General features: G+C 64.1%; 19 protein-coding genes and 1 tRNA gene. 12 read left to right on the forward strand and 8 right to left on the reverse strand.

Annotation, left to right across the window (positions count from 1 at the left end):
• The first annotated feature begins 56 nt into the window (after positions 1–56).
• The 3 genes from ACOOEX_RS08230 to ACOOEX_RS08240 all read left to right on the forward strand — a co-directional run bounded on the left by ACOOEX_RS08230 (position 57) and on the right by ACOOEX_RS08240 (position 5,418).
• Entirely contained in the window at positions 57–614 is a 558-nt protein-coding gene (locus ACOOEX_RS08230; RefSeq protein WP_420397948.1) for a hypothetical protein, read from the forward strand.
• Positions 611–4,924 (forward strand): hypothetical protein, encoded by a 4,314-nt coding sequence (locus ACOOEX_RS08235; RefSeq protein ID WP_420397949.1) that lies wholly within the window; start codon positions 611–613, stop codon positions 4,922–4,924. The genes ACOOEX_RS08230 and ACOOEX_RS08235 overlap by 4 nt, the downstream gene beginning before the upstream one ends.
• Before the next feature lie 77 nt (positions 4,925–5,001).
• Entirely contained in the window at positions 5,002–5,418 is a 417-nt protein-coding gene (locus ACOOEX_RS08240) for a hypothetical protein (protein WP_420397950.1), read from the forward strand.
• 374 nt (positions 5,419–5,792) lie between these two features.
• Here ACOOEX_RS08240 and ACOOEX_RS08245 read toward each other — a convergent pair whose 3' ends face one another.
• Both ACOOEX_RS08245 and ACOOEX_RS08250 read right to left on the reverse strand, forming a co-directional pair.
• Entirely contained in the window at positions 5,793–6,968 is a 1,176-nt protein-coding gene (locus ACOOEX_RS08245; RefSeq protein WP_420397951.1) for a DUF6538 domain-containing protein, read from the reverse strand.
• A gap of 61 nt (positions 6,969–7,029) precedes the next feature.
• A tRNA-Thr gene (locus ACOOEX_RS08250) sits at positions 7,030–7,105 on the reverse strand.
• Positions 7,106–7,262: 157 nt separating this feature from the next.
• On the opposite strand from ACOOEX_RS08250, the gene ACOOEX_RS08255 reads away from it, so the two are divergent.
• From ACOOEX_RS08255 to ACOOEX_RS08295, 9 genes are all read left to right on the forward strand, one after another.
• Positions 7,263–8,018 (forward strand): 5-oxoprolinase subunit B family protein, encoded by a 756-nt coding sequence (locus ACOOEX_RS08255; RefSeq protein WP_420397952.1) that lies wholly within the window; start codon positions 7,263–7,265, stop codon positions 8,016–8,018.
• Entirely contained in the window at positions 8,015–9,046 is a 1,032-nt protein-coding gene (locus ACOOEX_RS08260; RefSeq protein WP_420397953.1) for a biotin-dependent carboxyltransferase family protein, read from the forward strand. Before ACOOEX_RS08255 ends, ACOOEX_RS08260 begins: the two co-directional genes overlap by 4 nt.
• Before the next feature lie 3 nt (positions 9,047–9,049).
• A complete protein-coding gene (locus tag ACOOEX_RS08265; protein ID WP_420397954.1) occupies positions 9,050–9,814 on the forward strand; it encodes a LamB/YcsF family protein in 765 nt (254 codons plus the stop codon).
• A gap of 115 nt (positions 9,815–9,929) precedes the next feature.
• Complete coding sequence (locus tag ACOOEX_RS08270; RefSeq protein WP_420397955.1) at positions 9,930–11,306, forward strand: bifunctional enoyl-CoA hydratase/phosphate acetyltransferase; 1,377 nt, start codon at positions 9,930–9,932, stop codon at positions 11,304–11,306.
• Positions 11,303–12,463, forward strand: a complete 1,161-nt coding sequence (locus ACOOEX_RS08275) for an acetate/propionate family kinase (RefSeq protein WP_420397956.1) — start codon at positions 11,303–11,305, stop codon at positions 12,461–12,463. The genes ACOOEX_RS08270 and ACOOEX_RS08275 overlap by 4 nt, the downstream gene beginning before the upstream one ends.
• Positions 12,464–12,729: 266 nt before the next feature.
• The gene (locus tag ACOOEX_RS08280; protein WP_420397957.1) at positions 12,730–13,206 is read left to right on the forward strand and encodes a DUF1499 domain-containing protein; all 477 of its coding nucleotides are present in this window, start codon (positions 12,730–12,732) and stop codon (positions 13,204–13,206) included.
• Positions 13,207–13,238: 32 nt separating this feature from the next.
• On the forward strand, positions 13,239–14,294 hold the full coding sequence (prfA, locus tag ACOOEX_RS08285; RefSeq protein ID WP_420397958.1) for a peptide chain release factor 1: 1,056 nt from the start codon (positions 13,239–13,241) through the stop codon (positions 14,292–14,294).
• Between the two features lie 50 nt (positions 14,295–14,344).
• The gene (gene prmC / locus ACOOEX_RS08290) at positions 14,345–15,136 is read left to right on the forward strand and encodes a peptide chain release factor N(5)-glutamine methyltransferase (RefSeq protein WP_420398351.1); all 792 of its coding nucleotides are present in this window, start codon (positions 14,345–14,347) and stop codon (positions 15,134–15,136) included.
• 296 nt (positions 15,137–15,432) lie between these two features.
• Positions 15,433–16,005 carry a DUF4167 domain-containing protein gene (locus ACOOEX_RS08295; RefSeq protein ID WP_420397959.1) on the forward strand — a complete coding sequence of 191 codons (573 nt, stop codon included), beginning with the start codon at positions 15,433–15,435 and terminating at the stop codon, positions 16,003–16,005.
• A gap of 3 nt (positions 16,006–16,008) precedes the next feature.
• Here the strand turns inward: ACOOEX_RS08295 and rsmA are convergent, their stop codons facing one another.
• The 6 genes from rsmA to lptF form a co-directional block, all read right to left on the reverse strand.
• Positions 16,009–16,851 (reverse strand): 16S rRNA (adenine(1518)-N(6)/adenine(1519)-N(6))-dimethyltransferase RsmA, encoded by an 843-nt coding sequence (rsmA, locus tag ACOOEX_RS08300; RefSeq protein ID WP_420397960.1) that lies wholly within the window; start codon positions 16,849–16,851, stop codon positions 16,009–16,011.
• A gap of 105 nt (positions 16,852–16,956) precedes the next feature.
• A complete protein-coding gene (pdxA, locus tag ACOOEX_RS08305) occupies positions 16,957–17,949 on the reverse strand; it encodes a 4-hydroxythreonine-4-phosphate dehydrogenase PdxA (protein ID WP_420397961.1) in 993 nt (330 codons plus the stop codon).
• Positions 17,946–19,184, reverse strand: a complete 1,239-nt coding sequence (locus ACOOEX_RS08310; RefSeq protein WP_420397962.1) for a peptidylprolyl isomerase — start codon at positions 19,182–19,184, stop codon at positions 17,946–17,948. The genes pdxA and ACOOEX_RS08310 overlap by 4 nt, the downstream gene beginning before the upstream one ends.
• Positions 19,185–19,219: 35 nt before the next feature.
• Complete coding sequence (locus ACOOEX_RS08315) at positions 19,220–21,349, reverse strand: LPS-assembly protein LptD (RefSeq protein WP_420397963.1); 2,130 nt, start codon at positions 21,347–21,349, stop codon at positions 19,220–19,222.
• Positions 21,346–22,440, reverse strand: coding sequence for an LPS export ABC transporter permease LptG (gene lptG / locus ACOOEX_RS08320; protein WP_420397964.1), 1,095 nt, complete (start codon positions 22,438–22,440; stop codon positions 21,346–21,348). Before lptG ends, ACOOEX_RS08315 begins: the two co-directional genes overlap by 4 nt.
• Positions 22,437–23,561: an LPS export ABC transporter permease LptF gene (lptF, locus tag ACOOEX_RS08325; protein WP_420397965.1), complete on the reverse strand. Its 1,125-nt coding sequence runs from the start codon at positions 23,559–23,561 to the stop codon at positions 22,437–22,439. The genes lptG and lptF overlap by 4 nt, the downstream gene beginning before the upstream one ends.
• Positions 23,562–23,602: the final 41 nt, after the last annotated feature.

Raw genomic sequence — 23,602 nt, forward strand, 5'->3', positions numbered from 1 at the left:
GCGGATCGCGCAAACTGTCCCCGATCCTATTGCACCACCGGCACGGAGCAAGACCGATGAGTGACCTTTTCGATAACGCCGACCGCCTTTTCGTGGCAAGCCGCAGCCTGCAGGAAGCGCAGGCCGAAGCCTTCGGGCAGGTGCAGGTCGGAATCGGACAGCTATATGCGCTGCTTACCGACCCGGACCTGCCCGACGCCCGGATACTTCTGGCACTTATTGGCGAAAGGCCCCGTCTGCGGCGTGACTTCATGGCATTACAACGCGACCTTGCGCTTTTCTCTCTGCCGCAGCAGGCCGCCGCCGCCACTGATGACCGGCTGTCGGAGCGCGCCTTTCCCGGCGGCCGGATCAGCCTCGTTCCGGCTCGCCGTGGGGGGCAGGTTTATCTGACGATCGCTTTCGACGATCCCGTCCCTGCGGGCCCTCTGATGCTGATCGCCAGTGCCCCGGACGGTAGCCTCCAGCGCCGTGCCCTGCCTGCCGCCGACCCAGAAGGCGCGGTGTTCACCGTGCTAGACCCCTCGGCGCCGGATGACGCCGGGCTGATCGCGGCCCTGCAATCTCCGAAAGGTAGTGCGACACTGCTACCTGCACGTGAGGCACCGGGATGAGCGGCGGACCTGATACCACCTGCGTCGAGCTGGCGATCCCGACGACCGGGACAACGGCACGCATCCTCTACCTAGCGCAGGAAGACGCGCGGCTCGGCCGCTCAACCATCTGCATCGGCGGCAGCGCGCAACAGGCCGGGGTTGACCGCGACTACAACGCCTTTGTGCGCCAACCCACGGGACCAATCGAGAAGCTGTTCGGCCATGCCGCCTGGCGAGCGGATGTCTCGGATCCGGTGGACGCAGGACAAAGCTGGCAGCTTGCGCTGTTCCTCGCCCATGCGATCAATGCCGCAGGGCGGTTGCACATGGCGCTGGCTGACACGCCGCATCCGCCCAGTCTGCGGGTCTGGGCCACGGGTACAGTGGATACGCTCGGGCTTCGGGTGGGTGCCATCGGCCATGTCGAGACCAAGGCACGGCACATCCTGGAAGAGGCTCGCCCGGGCCTGTTCCTTTTGCCCGCCGAAAACCTGCCCGAGATCGCCCCGACACTGCGAGAGGCGCTAAAAAAGCAAGGCGTCCAGCTGATCCCGGTTGCCAACGCGGGCGAGGCGGTGGCGGCACTCGGCCTCCCGCCTCTACCGCAGGCGCAGGCGGCCTCATCCCAAGGCTCTTCGAGCGGAAAGGCCTGGAACGAACGTCCCTTTCGCGGGCTGGAAGCTTTCGAGGCCCGCCACCGCCCGATCTTCTTCGGCCGCGCCCGCGCCCGCGAGGAAGCGACCGAACGGATGCGCCGCACCATGGCGTGTGGCACCGCCTTCCTGTTGGTGCATGGCAACTCGGGCGTCGGCAAATCCTCTCTGGCCATGGCAGGGTTAGCCGAGGATATCACCAGCGGCGCCCGTGAAGGTGCGCCGTGGACGAGCGTGGTGCTGCGCTTCGACGCGGCCCTGCCGCCAGACACCGCGCTGCGAAATGCGCTGGCCGAGGCCATGGGCGGCTCTACACCGGAAAGCGGGCAGGAAGTGCAGTCACTTGCGGCGGCGCTGGACCGGCAGGGCGTCCGCACGTTGTTGCTGATCCTCGATCAGTTGGAACAGGCGTTGCTCCAGCCCGATACGGAGGCCGCGGCATCGATGGCCGCGCTGGTATCGGAATTGGCCCGCAGCGGGCGGGCGGCCTGCCTTGCGACGCTGCGCACCGACAGGTTCGACTTGCTCAACAACCTGCCCGAACTCGCCGCACTGGCAGATGGCGATCGGCTCTACCGTCTTGCGCCACCCAGCCTAGGAGAGCTGGGGCAAATCATCCGAAGCCCGATGGCGCTGGCCGGGTTGCGCTTCGAAGAGGCCGATGCCGACCTGTCTGACCGTCTGGCCGAACTTGCCCTCGCCAGCCCCGACAGCCTGCCCCTGCTACAGATTGTGCTGACGCGCCTTGCCGATCTGGCTGATGAGTCCGGGGTGATTCCCGCAGGCTCCTACGACCGCATCGGCGGTTTTGAGGGGGTCGTCAACCGGTGGGCCGACGCGGTGATAGACGATCTCGAGGCGGAGGGCCTTAGCCCGGCAGAGATCGACCGCGCATTGGCCGAGCTAGTGGCCGTTGACACCGAAACCGGGCGCGGAAACGCTCGCTCGGCCCGTGTGGAAGGAGCGGAGCCCGCTCGCATGGCGGTATTCGACCAGTTGGTCGAGGCGCGACTTGCGGTCGTGCGCGGACATGGCCCCAACCGGTATGTCCTGCTTGCGCATGAGGCGCTGATCCGCAACTGGCCACGGCTTTCTGCCCTAGTGCAAACCCTTGGCAGCGAGTTGGAACTGCGCGACCGGCTGGAAGTGACAGCGCGGCAATGGGACCGAGACGGGCGGCCTCCGTCAGACCTGCTGCGCCATCGCGGACGGCTCGATGCGGGCGAGGATCTGGTTGCCGGGCAACTGACTTACCTGTCACCGCTGGCGCTCGACTTTCTCGCCCGCTCGCGCACGGCGGTCAAAGCCGAAGCAGAGGCCGAGGAAGAGGAATTGCGTCTGGGCGCGCGCCGGGCGCGGATCACGGCAGGCGCCGCGGTGGCAGCGCTGCTGGTGGTTGCGGGGGTGGCCTTCTGGGCGCTGGAACAGCGCAACGCAGCAGTCACCCAGACCCGCATTGCCGAGCGGCAGGCGGTGGACCTGGCACAGGCGCTCGATCTTGCCGCCACGCGCGAGATCGAGGCCGAGACGGCGCGAACGCTGGCGGAATCCCGGCTGCAACAAGCCGAAGCCGCAACCCGGCTGGCCGAAAGGCGCGCCGATCTGCTGACGCTGGAAAGCGCCCCCGATATCGCCGCCGAGGGCCACCGAGACGCGGCACTGTTGACCGCATTGGCCGCCAGCGCCGCCTTCGTCGATGACGACACCCCGCCCCACGCGGTTCTGATGTCGCTGGAGGACACGCTGCAGAGCGTGGTGCAGCGGACGGTCATCGCCGTTCCGGCAGACAGCACCGGACAAGAATTCCGCGACGGGTTTTTCCTGCACTCTTCCGGCACTGGCACCCTGTCTCGCGCGTTGCCTGATGGCACACTGCGGAATCTCGGCCCGCTCGACGGACGGCTGATGGGGATCTTCGATGCGCTCGATCCCCCGGGCGCGATGATCGCGATGGACAATGCTGGGGTGCTAGAGATACATGGACTCGATCCCGAAACCGGGCCGACCGGGCTGCTCTTCTCGCTTCCCGGCCTGATTGAGGGGGCCGATTACAGCACGCTGACGATTAACCCCGACGGCATCGGGCTGATCGAGCAGAGCCTCTATACCACCGACTATACTGAAATCGCGTCCCTGAGCGCCGTCTTTTCCATCCCGCGCGGCGAGATGCGCGAAGTCAGCGGCTTTCCTCCGAGGCTACGATTCATGCCAGACGGGCAGAGTCTGGCCGTCGCGGAGGCCACCGACGAGAGCGAGGACATCGAAGCCTATCGCGCGATTGGCGTGCAGACCCTGCAATGGGAGGACGTGCCAGCCGGAACACTGTGCAGTTTCCACAACCGCGGCGGCGGCATCTTCGGCGCGTGGGACGAGGATCTGTGGTTGATCGAACGCCTCTTTACCGATGCGCTAGAGCTTGAGCACGATCCGGGCGCGATGCGCTGCTGGCTGTCGGGCGAACATCTGCTGCTGTCGTCGGCCATGAACACGTCTGCCGGGCGTTATGCCGCAAACATCGTGGTTCGCCTTGGCCAAGTCGATGCCTTGCAGGAAGCCGTGGCGAACGCGCCGATTTCTGACTGGCGCACAGACGACGGTGGGCTCGACCTGATCTCCAACTCTCAAGATTTCCCCGAAACTGAACCTCTAGGTTTCACCCCGACAGTTCTCGAGGAGTTCGCCATGCTCGACTGGCGGGTCCGGGACGTGACGCTGCGGTTCGAATACGAAGAACCGCGCCACTTCCGCATGCCGCGGGAAATCTCGGCGGCGGGGTTGCTGAGCGTGCGCCAGGCGGCGGTTCTGCTCAACCCCGCTCCGGCTTCCGAGATGACCGAACTCGTGCTGATCGACTGGACCGCAGATGGGCCCTTTGCGCCGGAACCGCTTAACGAGTGGGCGCGCGCGGAACTGGGCCTCCCCGCCTTCGACCTGAACGCGCTGCCAGCCGACTGGCGCCCCGAATTTCCGCCATGTGCGCCCTGGTATGGCGGGGCGCCTGTGGCCACGCTCGACCTCAACGAAATCCCCTTCGAGGACCGGGGTGATGCGCTGATCTTCTCCCCCGAAACGGGAGAGCCACCGCTCGTCCTGCCTGCGCCGCTTGACATGGGCTGTGCCTCGCTCAGCCCCGATGGCGCGTTCTTTGCGATCTGGCATGACGAGGCTATTCACGTACTCGCCCGCGATGGCACGTCCTTCGGCAGCATCCCGAGCGCCTGGTTCCGCATGGGAACCCGGCTTTTACCAACCGGGGACGGCCCTCCCGACGTGCTGGCCCCCGATTTCGGCCTGACACTGAACCTGTGGCACTGGCGCGATGGAGACTGGGTGGCGCAGCCGCTTCTTCAGATGCCCGACCCGATCTCGATGGCCGATGTCGATCTTGCAACGAACCGCGCGCTGGTGACAATTGCCCTAGGCGGGCGCGAGTTCCGTTCGGTTCTCTATTCCCTCGAAGAGGATCGCATCTGGCGCGACCTTGGCACGGGATATAGGGAACATTTCGCCGCCTTCCTTCCTGACGGGCAGATCCTGAACGCCATGTCCGCCATGCGCTTTCTCTCGCCGAGCTTCTCGCTGGAGGAGTACCGCAGCCTTGCGCGCGAGGCGCTCTCGCCGCTTTGCGCCTTCGATGGCGATGACCCGACCATCTCACCCTGTTGGCGCGAGTGAAAAAAGCACCCTGTCCCTCCGCTTCTACCAGGTAGCCGGAAGGTTCCGGCACCGACACAAGAAACGGAGACCAAATCATGCGTATTACTTCCCTCGTGCCCTACTTTCTCACCCTCTGTCTTGCCGCCCCTCCGGCGCTTGCCTGCGGCGACGTCTATATGGACGTGCGCGGCGTAGGCCATGTGGTCGACGTGATCGACAATGGCTGCGGCACCTACCTCAGCGGGTCCGTCAACGGTGCGGGCAACCGGTTGCTGGCAGAGACGACCGGTGCCTACGGTACCCAGATACTGAGCCAGTCCGGAACTGGGTTGCAGATGCACAGCCGCACTGGCGGCGTTGGGGCGTCCATTGCAGCCCATCAGCAGGGCCACAATCTGTCAGCCAGCATCGTGGCAAGCGATGGTGCGCAGGTCGCGGTTGTCCAGCGCGGCACCAACAGCACGGCCAACGTACAGGTGAACGGGCCCAACGTGGTGCGGATCCAACAGTGACGCTATTGGCGGGCGGTCCGGTGACGAGACCGCCCGCTTAACTGACGCGCGCCCCAGCTGAATGCCTGGGGCTTCTTTTATTATGTGATTGCCCAATATTTTATTTTGAACCGCGCAGGGATAGGCGTCCAAGTAAAGTGCTCTTCCGCGAAGAAACGGTTTGGATTGGTTCCTGACAATGCTGTTGTTCATTGCCTTGCTACCCAGGCCCAATCAATGATGGATGTGCGCTAATCATGTAGCGAGATGTGTAGCTAAAGTAATGAAAATCCCGCCCCAACTCCGCACGCGCTGCGGAAATTGTCGATGTTTAAAGAGAAAACGGCGGATTATTCAGTTTTTAGCAATCGCTAGGAGCGGTAGACCATGTCGGTTCACGCGACAGCCTGCATCCACTTTCTGATGACCTCCAGCGGGTAGCCAGAGCCGTACCCATGGCCCACTTCGTCCGTCTGCCAGCCTCCAATCTGGTCCACGATGTCGGCGGGACACTCAACAGCGCGAAGACGATCTCGCATGGAATGGCGGAAGCTGTGCATGGTGCATCCGTCGGGCAGGTGTTGCTTTAAACACTTGTTCAGTGATGCGTTGGCAGTATTCATGTTAGTAGTGTCTGCCGAGTTGTATCGTGGGAAGGCGTACTGTGAGCATGTCTGCTGGTCCAGGATGCGTTGCGCTGCCCAGCGGGCCTCGCCCTCCAGCGGCACGACACGTTCGCTGCCCTTGGTCTTGAGCCGACGCCAGGCGTGGGGGCGGATATAGGCAGACAGGGACCCATCTTTGTCACGGACGATGTCATCCCGGGTCATCCCAGCGGCCTCCGCCAGGCGCATCCCGGTGTCCGACACCATGGTCACCAGCCAACGTAGGTCATCATCACATCCCCGACACTTCGCCTGGACGATGGTGATGGCATCGGCTGGAACTGAGGTGCGGTTAGCGACGCCTGCTGTCCGGTCGTAGTAAACGCCAGCGAATGGATTGTTCAGCGTGTGACCCTGTTCACTGACGGCTAAGTTGGTCACCGCTCTGACGGTTCCGATCACTCGTGTCATGCTGCTACCGGCCAGCCCTCGAGCGATCAGCGCATCACGGAACGCGTTTGCGTCGGCCTTGGTGTAGGCTTGGAGGTCTTTGTCGCCACAGGCGTCGATGACGTATCCACAGGCCCTCTCGGCTGCCCTTTGAAAGGTCACAGGTCGGTTCCTGCCTTTGAGCTGTAGATATATGGATACTGCTTCGGACAGTTTGATCGAGGACGACGGGGCAGGCTGCTGCTCGGGATCATCAGCGAGAGTAGCCCCCTTCAGCCGCAGCATGTGCTTACCTGGAAGGTCTGTGACCTGGCACCGCAAATGGTACCAATACTCGTCCAGCTGATCTGCTGCTCTCCTAGCCCTGGCTTCGGCGATTCTTGTGGATTTCGTCCGCAGCGAATATGCGATCCGAGGCGAGGTGTAATGCCGCCTCAACTCCTGCGGGATACGCCTGCTGAAGTGGAAAATGCCGTCCTTCACGAAGGTGAACGTGGGTGAAATGGTCTCCGACATGGTCTACGGCTCCTAGCGATTGCTAAAAGCTGAAGCGAAACCAATGAGTTAGATTGGGAAGTGGTGCCGGTCGAGGGACTCGAACCCCCGACCCCCTGATTACAAATCAGACGCTCTACCAGCTGAGCTAGACCGGCTCGGGGCATTCGATATGAAATTGCAGGGCCGGATACAAGAGCGAATGCGCCCAGTCGATGGCTGGGTGTAGCGCGACAGGAAAATCACCTGTCCGGGCCTTGCAACCACTTCGCAGGGGCCGCACCATGGCACCGGACCAAAAGGGACAGGTAGGCCATGGGTGGCACGGAACAGGATAGCGGGTTTCCCCGGCTTCACCGGATGGGCGAGGCGGGTCTGCTTGTCGAATTCGGGGATCACCTGTCAATGGCCGTCAATGCCGCGACGCTGGCATTCCGGGCGGCCGTCGAGGCCGCTGCCTGGGATGGTGTCGAGGAAAGCGCCACGTCACTAAAATCGGTGTTCCTTCGCTTCGACCCGGTCCGGCTGAGCCATGATGCGCTCGAAGCCGCCCTGAAGGATCTGCTGCGGAGCCGTGACTGGTATGGCGTGCCCTTGCCCCATGGACGCAAGCTGTGGCGCGTGCCCACTGTGTTCGGGGGGGACCATGGCCCACAACTTGAAGAAGCGGCCAGCATGGCCAGGTTGTCGCCGGATGATGCGGTCGCGCAGATTTCCCGGACTCCGGTCCGGGTGCTGACCATCGGATTCTCACCGGGGATGCCCTATCTGGGCCGATTGCCGGAGATGTTTGATATTCCTCGGAAAACCGAGTTGAATCCACATGTTCCGGCAGGCGGTCTGGCCTTGGCGATCCGCCAGTTGGTGCTGTTTCCTGTCGGCACCCAGACCGGCTGGCGCTGGATCGGACGGGCGGCGATTGACGTGTTCGGCCAGCAGGCAGAGCAGCCCTTTCCCCTGACCGCGGGCGATGAGATCCTGTTTCAGCCGGTCACGGCATCGGCCTTCGAAGATGCCTGGGCCGGGGTGGAAGCCGGTCGGATGGTGGCAAGCTGCGAGGCCCTGCCATGAGCGCGGTCCTGCAGATTCTGACCGCCGGGCCGGGCCTGTCCTTGCAGGATGCGGGCCGTCCGGGCCTTCTGTCCAAGGGATTGTCGCGCGGCGGTGCGATGGACCCGCAGGCCCTGGCAGAAGGGGCGGCGCTCTTGCGATCCGATCCGGGCCGGGCGCTGGCCATCGAGATGGCCGGGGCAGGGGGCATATTTCGGGCCGAGGGTGCGGATCTGCTGATTGCCCTGACCGGTGCGCCGATGACGGCCGAGATTGATGGGGCCCGGCTGCACTGGTCTGGCAGCCATGTGTTGCCACGCGGCGCGACGCTGAAAATCGGCGGTGCGCTCAAGGGCAGCTATGGCTATCTCAGCATCGCAGGGCTTGACGCGCCGGAGGTCTTGGGCGCGCGGTCAGCGCATATTTCGGGCGGGATCGGCGGGCGTTTACAGTCAGGCGACCGGCTGACCTGCCGTCCTGCACCCGAAGCGGGGGGCATGATGCTTGCCGCCGATGATCGCTTTTCTGGCGGTGAGATCCGTATCCTTCCCTCGGTGCAGACCGATCAATTCGCCACCGATACGCTCGCCCGTCTGGAAACCACGGCCTTTTACAAGGATGCCCGCGCCAGCCGCATGGGGGCGCGGATGGGCCATGATGGCCCCGGCTTCTCCTCGGACGCGCATCTGGCGATTCTGTCGGAGATCATCGTGCCCGGCGATGTACAGGTGATCGGCGACGGCTCGCCCTTCGTGCTGCTTAACGAATGCCAGTCCATGGGCGGCTATCCCCGCATCGCGACCGTGATCAGCGCCGATCTGACCAAGGTGGCCCAGGCTGCGCCGGGCAGCCCGATCCGGTTTCGTTTCGTGACGCTGGCGGAGGCGCTATCCGCGCGAACGTCGCTCGATAAGTACCTGAAATCGCTTCCTTCCCGTGTTGAGCCCCGCGTGCGCCACCCCGGTGACATAGCTGACCTTCTATCCTATCAACTGGTGAGCGGCGTGATTTCCGCCCATCATGACACCCACGAACACGAGGAGACCTGAGCCATGACCATCCGCGTCGATCTGAACGCCGATATGGGCGAAAGCTTTGGCCCCTGGCCCATGGGCAATGATGCCGAGGTGCTTAAGGTCGTGACCTCGGCCAATGTGGCCTGCGGCTTCCACGCGGGCGACCCCTCGGTCATGGCTCGCACGATCAAGGTGGCGCAGGCCAACGGCGTCGGCATCGGCGCGCATCCGGGCTTTCCCGATCTTCAGGGCTTTGGCCGCCGCCGCATGCAGATGGGCCGCGAAGACCTGCAAAACGCGATCCGCTACCAGTTCGGGGCGATCCGGGGCATGGCAAAGGCGCTTGGGGCCGAGGTGCGGCATTTCAAGCTGCACGGGGCGCTGTCCAACATGTGTTCCGAGGATGAGGAGATGGCCCGCGCCTGTTATGAGGCGGCGCTGTCGGTTGATCCCGACGTGATCATCTTCGTTCTGGCCTCGACCGCGCAGGAACCGGCGGTGAAGGCTTTGGGCGCGCGCTACGCCGGAGAGATCTTCGCGGACCGGGCCTATAATGACGACGCCACACTTGTGGACCGCAGCCTGCCCGGTGCGGTGATCCATGATGCGGATCGGGCCGCGAAACGCATGGTCGAGATGGTCAAGGCAGGGGCGATCATCGCGGAATCGGGCAAGGTGATCCCGTCGCGCGTCGACACGATCTGCCTGCACGGCGACAACGAGACCGCGCTGCAAATTGCCCGTGCAGTGCGTGCCGGGTTGGAAGCCGAGGGCGTTAAACTGGCCCCAGTCGGGGCATGAGTCTGGCCCTGTCGCCTTGCGTCATGATCCTGTTTCATGGCCGCCATACCGTCACACTGCGCCTGAGTCGCGAGGCTCCCCTCCTCGTGCGCGCTTCTGCCCGGAGGTCAGCCCCATGACCACGCTCTCCAACACCCCTTACGAGTCGCTCAAGGTGGGAATGGAGGCTGCCTCCCCCCGGCTTGTTACGGCGGATGCTCTCTATGTCTTCGCCAATTCCAGCGGCAATCATAACCCGATGCATCTGCCGCGAGAGGATGGTGATGGCGACGGACGGCCCGAGGCGATTGCGCCGGGCATGTGGGTGGGGGCGCTGATTTCCTCGGTTCTGGGTAATCAACTGCCGGGACCGGGCACGCTGTATAAACGCCAGACGCTGACCTTCCTCGACCGCGCCCATGCGGGCGAAACGCTGGTGGCCAAGGTGCGAGTGGCGGAGAAGCTACCGGGCAATGTGGTGTGTTTTGACACCTGGGTGGAACGGGATGACGGGCTGCGCATCTGCGAGGGGCGGGCCGAGGTGATTGCCCCGGACCGCCCGATGAGCTTCGATGACATGGACGTGCCCGCGCTGACCGTGCAGCGGCATCAGCATTTCGACCGCCTGCTGGAACTGGCCGCGCCCTTGCCCGCGCTGGCCACCGCCGTTGTTGCCCCGGAAAAGCCCGATGCACTCAATGGCGCGCTTCTGGCGCGGAACCATACGCTGATTGATCCCGTCTTTGTCGGATGCGCGAAAAAGATTGCAGCAGCAGCAGAAGAACTGGGGGCCGATATCTCGGATATCGAGATCATCGACGTGCCAGACAACCGTGCCGCCGCCCTGCGTGCTGTGGCGCTGATCCACGAAGGCCGGGCCAAGGCGCTGATGAAGGGGCATCTGCACACTGACCAACTTCTGCATGCGATCCTGAAGAAAGAGGGGGGGCTGCGCACCAATCGCCGCCTCAGCCATGTCTTCGTGATGGATGTGCCGGGGCTCGACCACCTGCTCTTCGTGACCGATGCGGCGATCAACATCTCGCCCGATCTCGATTGCAAGGTTTCGATCTGCCAGAACGCAATTGATCTTGCCCTGTCCCTTGGCATTACGCAGCCCAAGGTGGGGGTGTTGTCGGCGGTGGAAACCGTGACGCCCTCTATCCCCTCGACTCTGGATGCGGCTGTGCTGTCGAAGATGGCCGACCGGGGCCAGATCACCGGCGGGCTGGTCGACGGGCCGCTGGCCATGGACAATGCGATTGATCTGGAGGCCGCACGCACCAAGGGCATCACCGGGCTGGTGGCGGGACATGCCGATATCCTGCTCGCCCCGAACCTGGAAGCGGGCAACATGATTGCCAAGGAACTCAGCTTCCTTGCCCATGCAGAAGCGGCGGGCGTGGTGATGGGGGCACAGGTGCCGGTGATCCTGAATTCCCGTGCCGATGACGACAAGGCGCGGCTGGCCTCCTGCGCCGTCGCCGCGCTCTATGCGGAGAGCCTGCGATGACCGGCGTGATCCTGACCCTCAACGCCGGGTCCAGCTCGATCAAGTTCGCAGCCTACACGGCAGAGGCGGAGCCCGCGCTGGAAGCCTCCGGAATGGTTGACGCGCTTGGCGCCGATGCCCGGTTGATCCTGAAACCAGAAGGCGCGCCCAAAACCACGAAAGACCTCGGCCCGACCGATCACGTGGCGGGCGTGGGGGCGATCCTCGATGCGCTGTCTCCAATTCTGGACGGGCGCACCGTGCATGGCGTGGGACACCGCATCGTGCATGGCGGACCCGAGATCGACGGCCCCCGCCTGCTGGACGATCCGCTGCTTGGCTACCTCGATACGCTGAAACCGCTCGCGCCGCTCCACCAGCCGCACAACCTTGCCGCCGTCCGCGCCGCGCGCGCGGCTTTTCCCGATGCGGTGCAGGTCGGCGCCTTTGACACCGCCTTTCACCGGGGCCATCCCAAGGTGAATGACGTCTTCGCCCTGCCGCGCCGCTACTACGATCAGGGCGTGCGCCGCTATGGGTTCCACGGGCTGAGTTACGATTTCATCGCTGGCAAGATGGCGCGTGATTACCCGGATCTGGCCAGAGGCAAGCTGATCGTCGCCCATCTGGGCAACGGGGCCTCGCTGTGTGGCATCGAAAACGGGCGCTCGATCTCGTCCACCATGGGGTTTTCGGCGCTGGAGGGGCTGTGCATGGGCACCCGGCCCGGTCAGGTCGATCCGGGCGTTCTGCTTTACCTGATGAAGGAAGAGGGAATGGGCTATGACGACCTGACCCATCTGCTTTACAAGGAAAGCGGGATGCTGGGGCTGTCGGGCATCAGCCACGACATGCGCGCGCTGCTGGCCTCGGACGCGCCCGAAGCGGCGGAGGCCATCGCCTATTACTGCAACCGCCTTGCGCGGGAAATCGGTGCCATGGCGGCGGTTCTGGGCGGCATCAATGCGCTGGTCTTTACCGGTGGCGTGGGCGAGAACGCCGCCCCGATCCGGGCGCGTGCGCTGGAGGGGCTCGGGTTTCTGGGGCTGGACCTGGACCCGGAGGCCAATGCGGCCAATGCGACCGTGGTCGATGCTGGTCGGGTGCCGATACTGGTCTTGCCGACGGATGAAGAAAGCGTGATCGCCCGGGCAACAAAGGCGTTGCTTGCTGAGTGACCAGAGACCTGCCCGCTGTTTCCGTCTGCATTGAGGATTGCTTCCCCGAAGCTGGCCCGTTTGACACCGCCCGCGGCCAATCCTCACCTTTGGCGCGCAGCCCGACCCATCTTGGGACTCCGCTTTAAAAAGCGTTAACCCTCACCGGCATTCACCCTGACCAGTGTTAACCTTAATGCGATGGTCTTTGAGTGTCGTCAGTGCCGCGGGGGAAGCGCCTTGAAATCAGGGCGCGGCTTGCGCTGCGTCACCTTTGCAAATTCGGCGTGCCGCCCCATCTATGGCAGATGCGCTACCTTCTATTGCTGCTGCTGCCCGTTGCCTTGCTGCTCTATATCCGGCTCTCTCCCATGTCGGTCGAGCGGTGGCATGTGGACCCGTCAACGGCGGAACGGCCCCGCACGCCGAATGCCTATCTTTTGCGGGACAGCGACGGTGACGCCCCGGCGTTGATGCTGCAAGCACCCCCCGAAACCGTCGTAGACGCCCTGAACCGCGTAATGGCCTCGGCCCCGCGCGTGTCGCGCCTTGCGGGCAGGGCGGAGGATGGGCTTGTAACCTTTGTGCAGCGCAGTCGGATCATGGGCTATCCCGATGCGATTTCCATCCGGCTGAGCCCGGAAGGGGAGGGGACGCGGGTCGAGGTCTTCTCGCGGTCCCGCTTTGGCTATGGTGATGCGGGGGTGAATGCGGCCCGCGTCACCCGCTGGATGGAGCGGCTGGAGGCAGCGCTAGCCCCTTGACGGCGCGCGCGCCCCGCGCCACACCGCCTGTCATGTTGCCAGCAGATCGCCTGACCCAGATCACCGAACGGTTCGAGTTTCTCGAGGCGCGTCTCAATGCCGGCCCCGCTGCCGATGAGATCGCGGCGATCAGCCGGGAATATTCGGACCTCAAACCGGTCGTGGACCAGATCGCCGCCTATCGCCGGATTCTGAGTGACATCGCCGACGCCGAGGCGATGCTTGACGATCCTGACATGGCGGAACTGGCCGAGGAGGAGCTGCCGCAGCTGCGCGACGCGCTGCCCGAGGCCGAAAAAGCCTTGCAACTCGCGCTGCTGCCCAAGGATGCCGCCGATGCCCGCCCCGCCATGGTGGAAATCCGCCCCGGCACCGGAGGCGATGAGGCGGCGCTGTTCGCCGGTGACCTGCTGCGCATGTACGAACGCTACGCCGATGCGCGCGGCTGGAAGCTGGAGATCATCGAACAGCAGTTGACCGAGCTTGGCGGCATCAAGGAGGTCGTGGCCCATGTGACCGGCGAGGGCGTCTTTGCGCGGCTGAAATATGAATCCGGCGTGCATCGGGTGCAGCGGGTGCCTGCCACGGAATCGGGCGGGCGTATTCACACCTCTGCCGCCACCGTCGCTGTTCTGCCAGAGGCCGAAGAGGTCGATATCGACATCCCGGCAGGCGACATCCGCATCGACACGATGCGCGCCAGCGGGGCAGGGGGACAGCACGTCAACACCACCGATTCCGCCGTGCGGATCACCCATATTCCGTCGGGCATCGTTGTGACGAGTTCCGAAAAATCGCAGCACCGCAACAGAGAGATCGCCATGTCGGTCCTGCGCGCCCGGCTTTACGATCTCGAACGCCAGAAGGTCGCTGATGAGCGCGCCGCCGACCGTAAAGCGCAGGTGGGCAGCGGCGACCGCTCGGAACGCATCCGCACCTATAATTTCCCGCAAGGGCGCATCACCGATCACCGGATCAACCTGACGCTCTACAAGCTCGATCAGGTGATGCAGGGCGATCTGGATGAGCTGATCGACGCGCTGATCTCGGATGATCAGGCCCGGATGCTGGCGGAGATGGAAGGGTGAGCGACGCCCCCCTGACCGTGACCACCGCCCTTCGCGCGCTGAAATCCGAGATGGAGTATGATGGTGCGGACCTGCCCATGTCCGAGTTGCGGATGCTGCTGGCCCATGCCATGGGGGCAGACCCTGCGCGCCTGACCCTGATGGCGCAGGACGAGGTGGCCCCCGAGGTTTTCGAAGAGGCACGACGCCTCTACTTCCGCCGCTCTTTCGGTGTGCCAATGTCCCATATCCGCGGCTACCGCGATTTCTATGGCCGGCGCTTCACCGTGACCGACAAGGTTCTGGACCCGCGCCCGGACACGGAGGCCCTGATCGAACTGGCCCTGCGGGAGACCTTTTCTGAGGTGCTGGACCTTGGCACCGGATCGGGCTGTATCCTGATCACCCTTCTGGCGGAACGGTCTCAGGCGACGGGGATCGCGACCGATCTGTCTACCGAAGCGCTGCAGGTGGCCGAGGCGAATGCCGAGAAATTCGGTGTCCTGCCACGCGCTGCCTTTCTGCACGGCAACTGGCTGGAAATCGTGGGCGGGCAATTCGATCTGATCGTCTCCAACCCGCCCTATATTGCGCTTGACGAGATGCCGGGCCTCTCTGCCGAGGTGCATCACGAACCAAGGATGGCCCTGACCGACGAAGGCGACGGGCTGTCCGCCTATCGCATCATCACCCGCGACGCGCCTGCGCATCTGACCCCCGGCGGTCGGCTGATGGTCGAGATCGGCCCCACACAAGGGGACGCCGTGGCCGCCATGTTCCGCAAGGCGGGGCTTGAAAAGGTGCAGGTCCGACCCGATCTTGATGGCAGGGATCGCGTGGTTCTGGGCATGAAACCCGCCTGATCAGGCCCGCATGGCGTCATTTCGCGCGATATTTCCGCCAGCCCCGGCGGAAAACACCCGATAAGCGGCAGTTTGCCCTTGTTTTGCCGGGAAACCCGTGGTTACACAGGGGCAGCGGATGCGGAATGGACATCAGGCCATGCCCCCGCGGTTCACCCTCAGACGAGACGAAAACAGCAGGGATAACCGCAACAGCAGGGGCAAGCTGCAACGTTCAGCCGGACAGGCCCGATTGCCTGACCATCGCATGTCCCGCATCCCAATGACACCAGGACAACTGGAACAGATACAGACACATGAGATCATCTAAAAACCGTTCGCGGTCCAAGGGCAATCGCAACAACAACCGCTCCATGGGCAACATCGTCAACCGCGTGTTCGACAGTTCCGGCCCCGAGGGCAAGGTCCGTGGTACGCCGCAACAGATCATTGACAAATACAATCAGCTGACCCGCGATGCGCAGCTCGCCAATGACAGGGTAGCCGCCGAGAACTTCCAGCAGCATGCGGAGCATTACGCGCGGATGCTGGGGGAAGCGCAGCGCGAACAGGACGCCCGCCGCGCCGAGCAGGAAGCGCAGCAGCAGCAACAACAGCAGGCCCGCGAGGCGCGTCAGGCGCGCGAAGATGAGGCCGCGCAGGACCAGCCCGCAGACATGCCCGACAGCAAGCCGGAACAGAAGTCTTTCGGCGAGGTGATCGACGTGCCCGCATCGGGCGACAGCGGTCTGGTCACGACGCCTGAAAGCGCGCCCAAGCCCAAACGCCCCCGCACCCGCCGTGCGCCGAAGAAAACGGCAGAAGCCCCGTCAGAGGGGCAGGGTGACGCGCCAAACTCTCCGGAAGAAGGCCCGCAGGCCGCCGAATAAGCCTCAGCCCGCCCCCACCTGGCGGGCAAGCGCACAGAACCCCTCGATCGGGACCTGTTCGGCCCGGTCGGTGGGTTTCAGACCCGCCGCGAGGATGCGATCCTCGATATCCGGGGCAATCCCCTTCAGGGCCGCCCGCAGCATCTTGCGCCGCTGGTTGAACCCGGCGGCGACGACGCGTTCCAGAACCTTTGGGTCGGCGGCAAAGCGCGGCTCTGGCAGAGCCTCCAGATGCACCACGGCTGATCGCACCTTTGGAGGTGGGGTGAACGCCTCGGGCGGCAGGGTCAAAGCAATCTTCGTGCTGCACCGCCACTGGGCCAGTACCGCCAGACGCCCATAGGCCTTGCCGCCGGGCTGCGCGACGATCCGCTCCGCCACTTCGCGCTGAAACATCAGGGTCAGGCTCTGCCACTCGGGCGGCCAGACCTTCGGGGTCAGCCAGCGCACCAGCAATTCCGTGCCCACATTATAGGGCAGGTTGGCGACAACCTTGATCGGCGGGCTCAGATGCGCGGCCCAATCGACCTGCAATGCGTCTTCGTTCAAAACCTCCAGCTGACCGGGATAGGTCGCGGAAATCTCGGCCAGCGCCGGTAAACACCGCGCATCCTTCTCAATGGCCACAACCCGCCGCGCGCCTTCGGCCAGCAACCCGCGCGTGAGGCCGCCGGGGCCGGGCCCCACCTCCAGCACATCGCAGCCGGTCAGATCCCCGGCAGCCCGTGCGATCTTCGCGGTCAGGTTCAGATCCAGCAGGAAGTTCTGCCCAAGCGCCTTGCGGGCACTCAGCCCATGGGTCGCAATGACCTCGCGCAGCGGCGGCAGCCCGTCAATCGTGGCCATGCAACACTCCATTAAGGTTAACGCGCGCGCTGCCCTCTTTCATCTTGGCAAAAATACCTCGGGGGAGTCGCGCAGCGACGGGGGCAGCGCCCCCTCCGACCTTACTCATTTCACACCTCCCGCCCGGGCAAGGGCCATGTCGCGCGCCGTGCGCAGCGCCGCGATAATGCTGCTCGGATCCGCCATGCCGCGCCCGGCGATATCAAATGCCGTCCCGTGATCGGGCGAGGTGCGGATGAAAGGCAGGCCGAGTGTCACATTGACCCCGCCCGCGAAATCCAGTGTCTTGATCGGGATAAGCGCCTGATCGTGATACATGGCAATTGCCGCGTCATAGCCCGCCCGCGCCCCCGCGTGAAACATGGTGTCGGCAGAGGCCGGCCCCGCAATCTGCATCCCTTCGGTCCGCAGCATGTCCAGCACGGGGGTGATGACCGCCATCTCCTCCACCCCCATGGTGCCGCCTTCACCGGCATGGGGATTGAGACCAGCCACTGCCAATCGCGGGGTCTCCAGCCCGAAATCGCGGATCAGCGCCGCATGGGTGATGCGGATCGTGTCGGCCAGCAGGGCAGGGGTCAGGGTCTCGGGCACGTCGGCGAGGGGGATGTGGATCGTGACAGGCACCACCCGCAGCGCTTCGCAGGCCAGCATCATGACCACCCGGTCGACGCCAGCGAGATGGGCCAGGAATTCGGTGTGTCCGGGAAAGGCGAAGCCCGCCCCGTCCTTCAGCGCCTTCTTGTGGATGGGTGCGGTACAGATTGCCGAGGCCTGGCCCGACCGAACCAGATCGACGCCTTTCCCGATCACGTCGATCACACCTTGCGCGTTTCGCGGGTCGGGCTGGCCGGGTGCGGCATCCGCGGCAAAATCATGGGCCAGGAGCGGCAGGTGTCCGGGTGGTACGCCCAAGGTGTCCGCGGGGGTCGAGATCAGCTCAACGGCCCCATAGGCTTCGAAATGACGCCGATCCCCAATCACGAAGAAGGGCAGATCCGCCCCAAGCGCGGCGCGCGCCTTGACGATGATTTCCGGGCCGATCCCCGACGGCTCCCCGCAGCTGACGGCCACGGGGGGCGGTGTCTGCGCGGTCATGGGTTTTCGTCGATGATCGCATCGGCGCGCAACTCGGCCAGATAGCCCTGCGCATAGCTTTCCAGACGCTGCTGGAACAGGGCCTGCCGGACTTCGTCGCGTCCGCCTTCGGGCAGTTCCGTGGACCGGCCGCAGAGCATCAGGAACAGAAGCTGCGTCCCGTTCGCGCGGGTCAGCCCCGTCGAGACCTCGTTTGCATCCAGACGGGTCAGCTCCAGCGAGACATCGCCGGGCACATCCTCGATTGGCAGGGAAACGAGTTCAAAGCCGCCCGGACGCACACCATTGAGATCGTCACAGGTGTCGATGCTGTCTCGAAGCTCCTGCGCCTCGGCCAATGCCGCTGCGCTCTGGCCGCCGGGGATCAGCACCTCGGCATATTCGACCGCAATCACCTCGGGCGATACGAAGCCGGTCTCGTCCAGCCCGCGCAGCTGGAATATCGCGATGGCAGGTCCAAGCGGCACCGGGTCGGTCACATCGCCCACATTCATCGGTAGCAGGATCGCGCGCAGTTGTGGCGGGATCGCGGACAGGGGACGCCAGCCAAGCCCGCCACCCTGACGGCCTGTTGCCGCAGCGGAATAGGCACGGGCGGCTTCCGAAAAGGCCCCGATCGAGCCGTCGAGTTCCCGCGCCAGGCGGGCAATGTCGGCGCGGATCTGATCGGCGTTTTCCGGTGTGACCGGCACCACGAGCTCGGCGACATTGATCTGTGCGCCGCCATCGGATGCGGACAGGGTCAGCGCCCGGTCGATCTCTTCCTCGGTGACCTGTGCGCGGGGCCCAAAGCGGGCGCGCACGATATTGCGCCAGGTGATCCCGGCCGCCACGAAATCGCGGAAGGTTTCCGGCGAAATCCCTTCGTTCTGCAAGGCGCCAAGGAAAGCCTCTGTATTCATATTGGCACGGCCCGCGAATTCGGCCATGCCCTCTTCGACATCGTCGATGCTGGCGAGCATGCCGAACCGCTCGCCAACCTCGCGTTGCAGGCGTTCGTTGATCAGGGTTTCGCGCGCCTCTTCCTGCAAGTCGCCTGGGGCGTTCAGAGCTTCGAGAAACAGCACCCGCTGCGTGATTTCGTAATGCGTGACGATCTGGTCATTCACGGTCACAGCCGCCGAAAACGGGCTTTGCGCCGTGGCCGGTGTTAACGGGACAAGGGACAGGGCAAGCGCTGCGGTCAGGGCTTTGAGGGGGCCTGCGATGCGGGGACTGTCTGCTTGGGTCGTCATGGTCATATGCGTCATTCTTTCGTCCGGCGTTCCGGTCACCTGTGGCAGCTTCGGTCATAGCTGCGCCCGTCGCGGGACGCGCCGAAACCGTTCAATGCCACAGTCAATCCGATATCGGTGGCTGAGGGCAACGTAGCCGAGGTCGTGAACCGACGCGAGAGAGAAAACTCCACGTCCACGCACTCGGTTGCGTAGATCAGGCTCAATCCCGCCCTCGTGGGCTCGTTGGCCTCGAAATCATAGCGCCAGTCCACTGTTGCGGCCCAGGCACTGTCGAAATCATAGCTGGCGTCAAAGGCCCATTCCGCCATGTCCTGAGGGCGGCCCTCGGCGGGGTCTGCTTCTAGCCAGGTGATCGAAGAGGCAAGATCGAACTGATCCTCCTCCCACATTAGGGCGAATTCATTCGAGCTGATATTGAAGGACTCGCTGAACAGGGCGCGGTTCATCAGGGTCAGTGAATTGCCGATCCCGAGGCTGGTGGACAGCATGAAATCGGATTGCGTCCCGTCCAGCCCCGACCCTTGGGTGAATTGCGAATGATCGCGTTCGCGCAAGACCTGCCCGACTGTCACCCCAAGCGACCAGCCAAGCGGATCGTTACGGGTATAGGACAGCCCATAGGCAAGGCGCGGCCCCAGTTCCTGACCGTCGGCACCGGGAAAGCGATTGAGCGAGAACAGGTTGCCCTCGTCGAATTCCACCACGCGCCCGTCTTCATTGGGCAGGGCAGGCTGCGTGTCAGGGGCCCAGACATATTGCAGCACCGGTTCCAGCAGATGCGTCACCCCCGCCGAATTCGCCCGCGCCAGGGGCCAGCGCAGCTCGGCCGCAAGATAGGGCGTCGAGCGGGTGATGGTGTCGTCATAGGTGGAGTCCTGGCTGATATTGTAGACATCCCCCTGCCATTGCGCCTCGACCGCCGCCAGGATGCCGGCGGGCAAGATCCAGTCGCGCCGCCAATTGGCATCGAAGCTGAGCCGCGCCACATCGCGCCCGTCGATATCGGCATCTGACCGGCGGGCATGGCTGTGCGTGGACATGCCGACCGTGGCAATGCCCCCAAGCCCGGCGGGGCTGAAGCGTTCCGTCACCTCCGCATCAAGGGTCAGGGTCGGCAGGGTGAAATTGTTGTCGCCCTCTCGCAGGGACCGGAACCGGTTGGCGGAAATGCCGATATACTCGTTGCGATCTGCCCGGCTGAGGGTCACGCCCGTGTTCAGGCTGTCTTCCTCGCTATAGCCGTAAGTCAGCAGGTAATCCGGGTCCGAGACGGTTTCGTAAGTGAACTCCAGCCGGAAATCGCGCGGCAGGTCGAACCACCCCTCGGCAAAGACGTAGGACCGGGACGAGTCCACCGACAGGTCATCCCAGCTGACAGCCCCGTTCAGTTCGACAAATCCGTTCTCGAACGCCCGGCGAAAGCGCGCCTCAAGCGTCTGGCTGTCGCCTGCTGTGATATAGGGCGTGACGGTCAGGTCCGCATGGTCGCCCAACTCGATGAAATAGGGCAGGCGAATGCCGGTGCCCAACTGGTTCGACGCGCGAATGGTCGGGGTCAGAAAGCCGGTGGCGCGCTCCAGCGTCGGATCGGGCAGACGCAGACGCGGAAACCATGCAATGGGCACACCGAGCGCCCGGAACTGGGCATCTTCGAAATAGAGCTGTTGTTCCTGCTGATCATGGATGATCCGACGCGCCCGGATCTGCCAAAGCGGCACCGGGTTGTCGGCGCAGACCTCGCAGGATGATGCGACGGTCTGGTACATCTGCGTGTAGCGCCCGTCGACCCGGTTGATCTGGGTCGCGGCAATCTGCAACTGCCGGTCCAGAACCAGACGGGCGGATTGCAGCACACCGTTTTGCAGGTCGGCCGAAAGCTCGGCGAAATCGGCGAAGACGATGCTGCGGCCGCTGTCTTCGGTTAGGGTGATCGGGCCTTCCACGGTCACGCGATCCGCGGTGCCATCATAGACAATCCGGCCCGCGCGCAGCCTGACCCCGTTGTAGAAGATCTCGACATTGCCGCTGGCCGTGACCGAGCTGGTTGCACCGGAAAAGCGGATGTCATCGGCGATCAACGTCGCGGGAATGGCACGCGTTTGCGCGGCCAGCGGGCTTGCCAGCAGGATCAGGGACAGAAGAAACGCGCCGATCCGCATCATCCGTCCTCCGTATGCAAGAGAATGCCAAGCGATAGCAGAATCGCCGCGATCGGTGGAGTCCATGCCGCGACGGCCACCGGCAACTGGCCGGTTTCCCCCAGAACCTGCGCGAAATTGCGCAGGAAGAACAGCCCGAATCCCACCAGCAATGCGAATAGCACCATCATCCCCGTTTTCCCAAAACGTGTATGCCTCATCGTGAAGCTCGCGCCAATCAGAACCATCGCGGCAAGAAGCAGAGGATTGGCCAGTTCGCTCATGAACCACATGCGATGTTGCAGGGCGGCAAAGCCCGCCGTGCGCAGTTGCGAGATGAACCGGGGCAGTTCGTAGATCGGAATCGTCGTGGGGCGGCCGAAACTGTCGCGGATCTGATCGCGGGTCAGGGTGGAGGGCAGGGTGAAGGTTTCATGGCTGGTGGCCTCCGCCTCGGGGTTTGCCTGCCCAAGTGGCCAGAGCTTGGCATCGGTCAGCGTCCATGCCCCATCGGTCAGAATAGCGGAGTCCGCATCAATGCGACTTTGCGCCAACCCGTCGGGGTCGAAGACGAAGAAACTGGTTTCGAAAAGCGACGTGCCATCGGAATTGGCGCGCGCCGCGCGGATCACGGTCTGGCCGAACTGGCTGCCCTGGCGCAGCCACAGCCCTTCGCCAGATACGGACAGGGTCCGGTTTTCCCCGCTTTGGTAGCGCGACATGGAGATTTCGTATTGCCGCTCGGTTGCGGCGACAAGCGGGTTGATGACCAGCAGTCCGAGGATGCCGATCACAAGCGACATCATCACCGGCGACAGGGCCGAATGCAGGGCGGACCGGCCCGAGGCCCGTATGACCACAAGCTCGGAGGTGCGCGCCAGCGACAGGAACAGAACGAGCGTTGCCAGGATGACGAAGAGCGGCAGCATCCGGTAAAGCGTTCCGGGCAGGTTCAGCAGCGCCAGATTGAACGCCGCGCCGAGCCCCGCGTTGCTTTCCCCGATGACGCGCAGCTGTTCGGCAAGGTCGATCGGCAGCAGAATGGCGACGAAGACCGCCAGCACGATCAGGAAAGAGCGCAGGAACCTGCGGGCGATATACAGATGCAGGATCATGCCGCGGCCTCCTGTCGGCGCGGGCGCCGGTGGCCTCGCAGGGCCAGCGCGATCATCAGCGCGGCGATGGCTCCGGCCGCTGCCGGTTGCAGATAGGCCAGCCATGCCATGCCGTCCTGCCGCATCCCGACACTTTCGGCCACGTTCCAGATCATCTGCAGGGGAATGATCAACGCAATGGCCAAAAGGATCTGCGGCCAGATGCCAAAGCGCGAGAATGCCCCGAGCATCAGGGTCGCCGCCGCGATCACCGGCACGAACAGCGCGAAGATGGGGCGGGCAAGCCGGTCGTGACCCGAAAAGCGGAACTCGGCCAGCGTCGCGCCCTGCGCCTCTGCAAAGGCACGCGGCGCAAACAGCAGCACCGGGGTGGACAGTTCCCGGATATGCAGCGTGCGCGTTTCCGGCGTTTCGATCAGCCCGGCAATGTCGTAGGTGAAATCATCGAATTCGACGATGGACAGGCGCTGCCCCTCGGCCTGCACGGTCTGCGCCACCCCCTCGAACATCACCAGCCGGGGGCCGGCCTCTGACGAGACCAGCAGCGCGCGCCGGGCGGTATAGGTTGTTTCCACATCGGGCGTGGACCTGTCTTGCAGAAACACGTCGCGAAACTCACCCAGTTCGGTGATTTCGCGGATATAGACGGTCAGCCCGTCCGTGGGGTGGATGAACTCGCCTTCGCGCAGAAGCCTGCCGGTCATGTCCTGAGACACCTCCACCGACCGGTTCATGAGCTGGCCGCGGGCGGCGGGCACAAGGTAATGCGCCAGAATCGCCAGAAGCAGCGCGGCCACGACACCGAACATCCAGACCGGACGCAGAAGCCGCAGGGCCGAGCAACCCGCGGTCTGCATCACCACAAGCTCACTTTCCGAAATCATCCGGTTGGTGACGTAGATCGCCGCCACAAAGGCCGAGACTGGCAGCACGAGAAAGATGATCTGTGGCAGGGAAAGGGCGGAAAACTCTAGGAAAACCCGTAAGGATTGTCCGTCGCCGATCAGCCTGTCGAACAGGCCCACGGCCCGGTTGACCCAGTAGACCGAGACCAGCACAAGGCTGAAGAAGCTGAACAGCGCCAGAAGCTGTGACAGGATATACCGGTCATAGCGTCCCACGTTCATCGCCCCCCGAAATCAAGCTCTTAACAACCCCAGTA

The organism is Nioella sp. (assembly GCF_965215655.1).
Lineage (GTDB): Bacteria > Pseudomonadota > Alphaproteobacteria > Rhodobacterales > Rhodobacteraceae > Nioella.

Excerpts from the sequence above, each read along its gene's own strand:
- ACOOEX_RS08230 (WP_420397948.1), top strand. The coding sequence starts at position 57 with ATGAGTGACCTTTTCGATAACGCCGACCGCCTTTTCGTGGCAAGCCGC.
- ACOOEX_RS08235 (WP_420397949.1), top strand. The coding sequence starts at position 611 with ATGAGCGGCGGACCTGATACCACCTGCGTCGAGCTGGCGATCCCGACG.
- ACOOEX_RS08240 (WP_420397950.1), top strand. The coding sequence starts at position 5,002 with ATGCGTATTACTTCCCTCGTGCCCTACTTTCTCACCCTCTGTCTTGCC.
- ACOOEX_RS08245 (WP_420397951.1), bottom strand. The coding sequence starts at position 6,968 with ATGTCGGAGACCATTTCACCCACGTTCACCTTCGTGAAGGACGGCATT.
- ACOOEX_RS08255 (WP_420397952.1), top strand. The coding sequence starts at position 7,263 with ATGGGTGGCACGGAACAGGATAGCGGGTTTCCCCGGCTTCACCGGATG.
- ACOOEX_RS08260 (WP_420397953.1), top strand. The coding sequence starts at position 8,015 with ATGAGCGCGGTCCTGCAGATTCTGACCGCCGGGCCGGGCCTGTCCTTG.
- ACOOEX_RS08265 (WP_420397954.1), top strand. The coding sequence starts at position 9,050 with ATGACCATCCGCGTCGATCTGAACGCCGATATGGGCGAAAGCTTTGGC.
- ACOOEX_RS08270 (WP_420397955.1), top strand. The coding sequence starts at position 9,930 with ATGACCACGCTCTCCAACACCCCTTACGAGTCGCTCAAGGTGGGAATG.
- ACOOEX_RS08275 (WP_420397956.1), top strand. The coding sequence starts at position 11,303 with ATGACCGGCGTGATCCTGACCCTCAACGCCGGGTCCAGCTCGATCAAG.
- prfA (WP_420397958.1), top strand. The coding sequence starts at position 13,239 with ATGTTGCCAGCAGATCGCCTGACCCAGATCACCGAACGGTTCGAGTTT.
- prmC (WP_420398351.1), top strand. The coding sequence starts at position 14,345 with ATGGAGTATGATGGTGCGGACCTGCCCATGTCCGAGTTGCGGATGCTG.
- ACOOEX_RS08295 (WP_420397959.1), top strand. The coding sequence starts at position 15,433 with ATGAGATCATCTAAAAACCGTTCGCGGTCCAAGGGCAATCGCAACAAC.
- rsmA (WP_420397960.1), bottom strand. The coding sequence starts at position 16,851 with ATGGCCACGATTGACGGGCTGCCGCCGCTGCGCGAGGTCATTGCGACC.
- pdxA (WP_420397961.1), bottom strand. The coding sequence starts at position 17,949 with ATGACCGCGCAGACACCGCCCCCCGTGGCCGTCAGCTGCGGGGAGCCG.
- ACOOEX_RS08310 (WP_420397962.1), bottom strand. The coding sequence starts at position 19,184 with ATGACGACCCAAGCAGACAGTCCCCGCATCGCAGGCCCCCTCAAAGCC.
- ACOOEX_RS08315 (WP_420397963.1), bottom strand. The coding sequence starts at position 21,349 with ATGATGCGGATCGGCGCGTTTCTTCTGTCCCTGATCCTGCTGGCAAGC.
- lptG (WP_420397964.1), bottom strand. The coding sequence starts at position 22,440 with ATGATCCTGCATCTGTATATCGCCCGCAGGTTCCTGCGCTCTTTCCTG.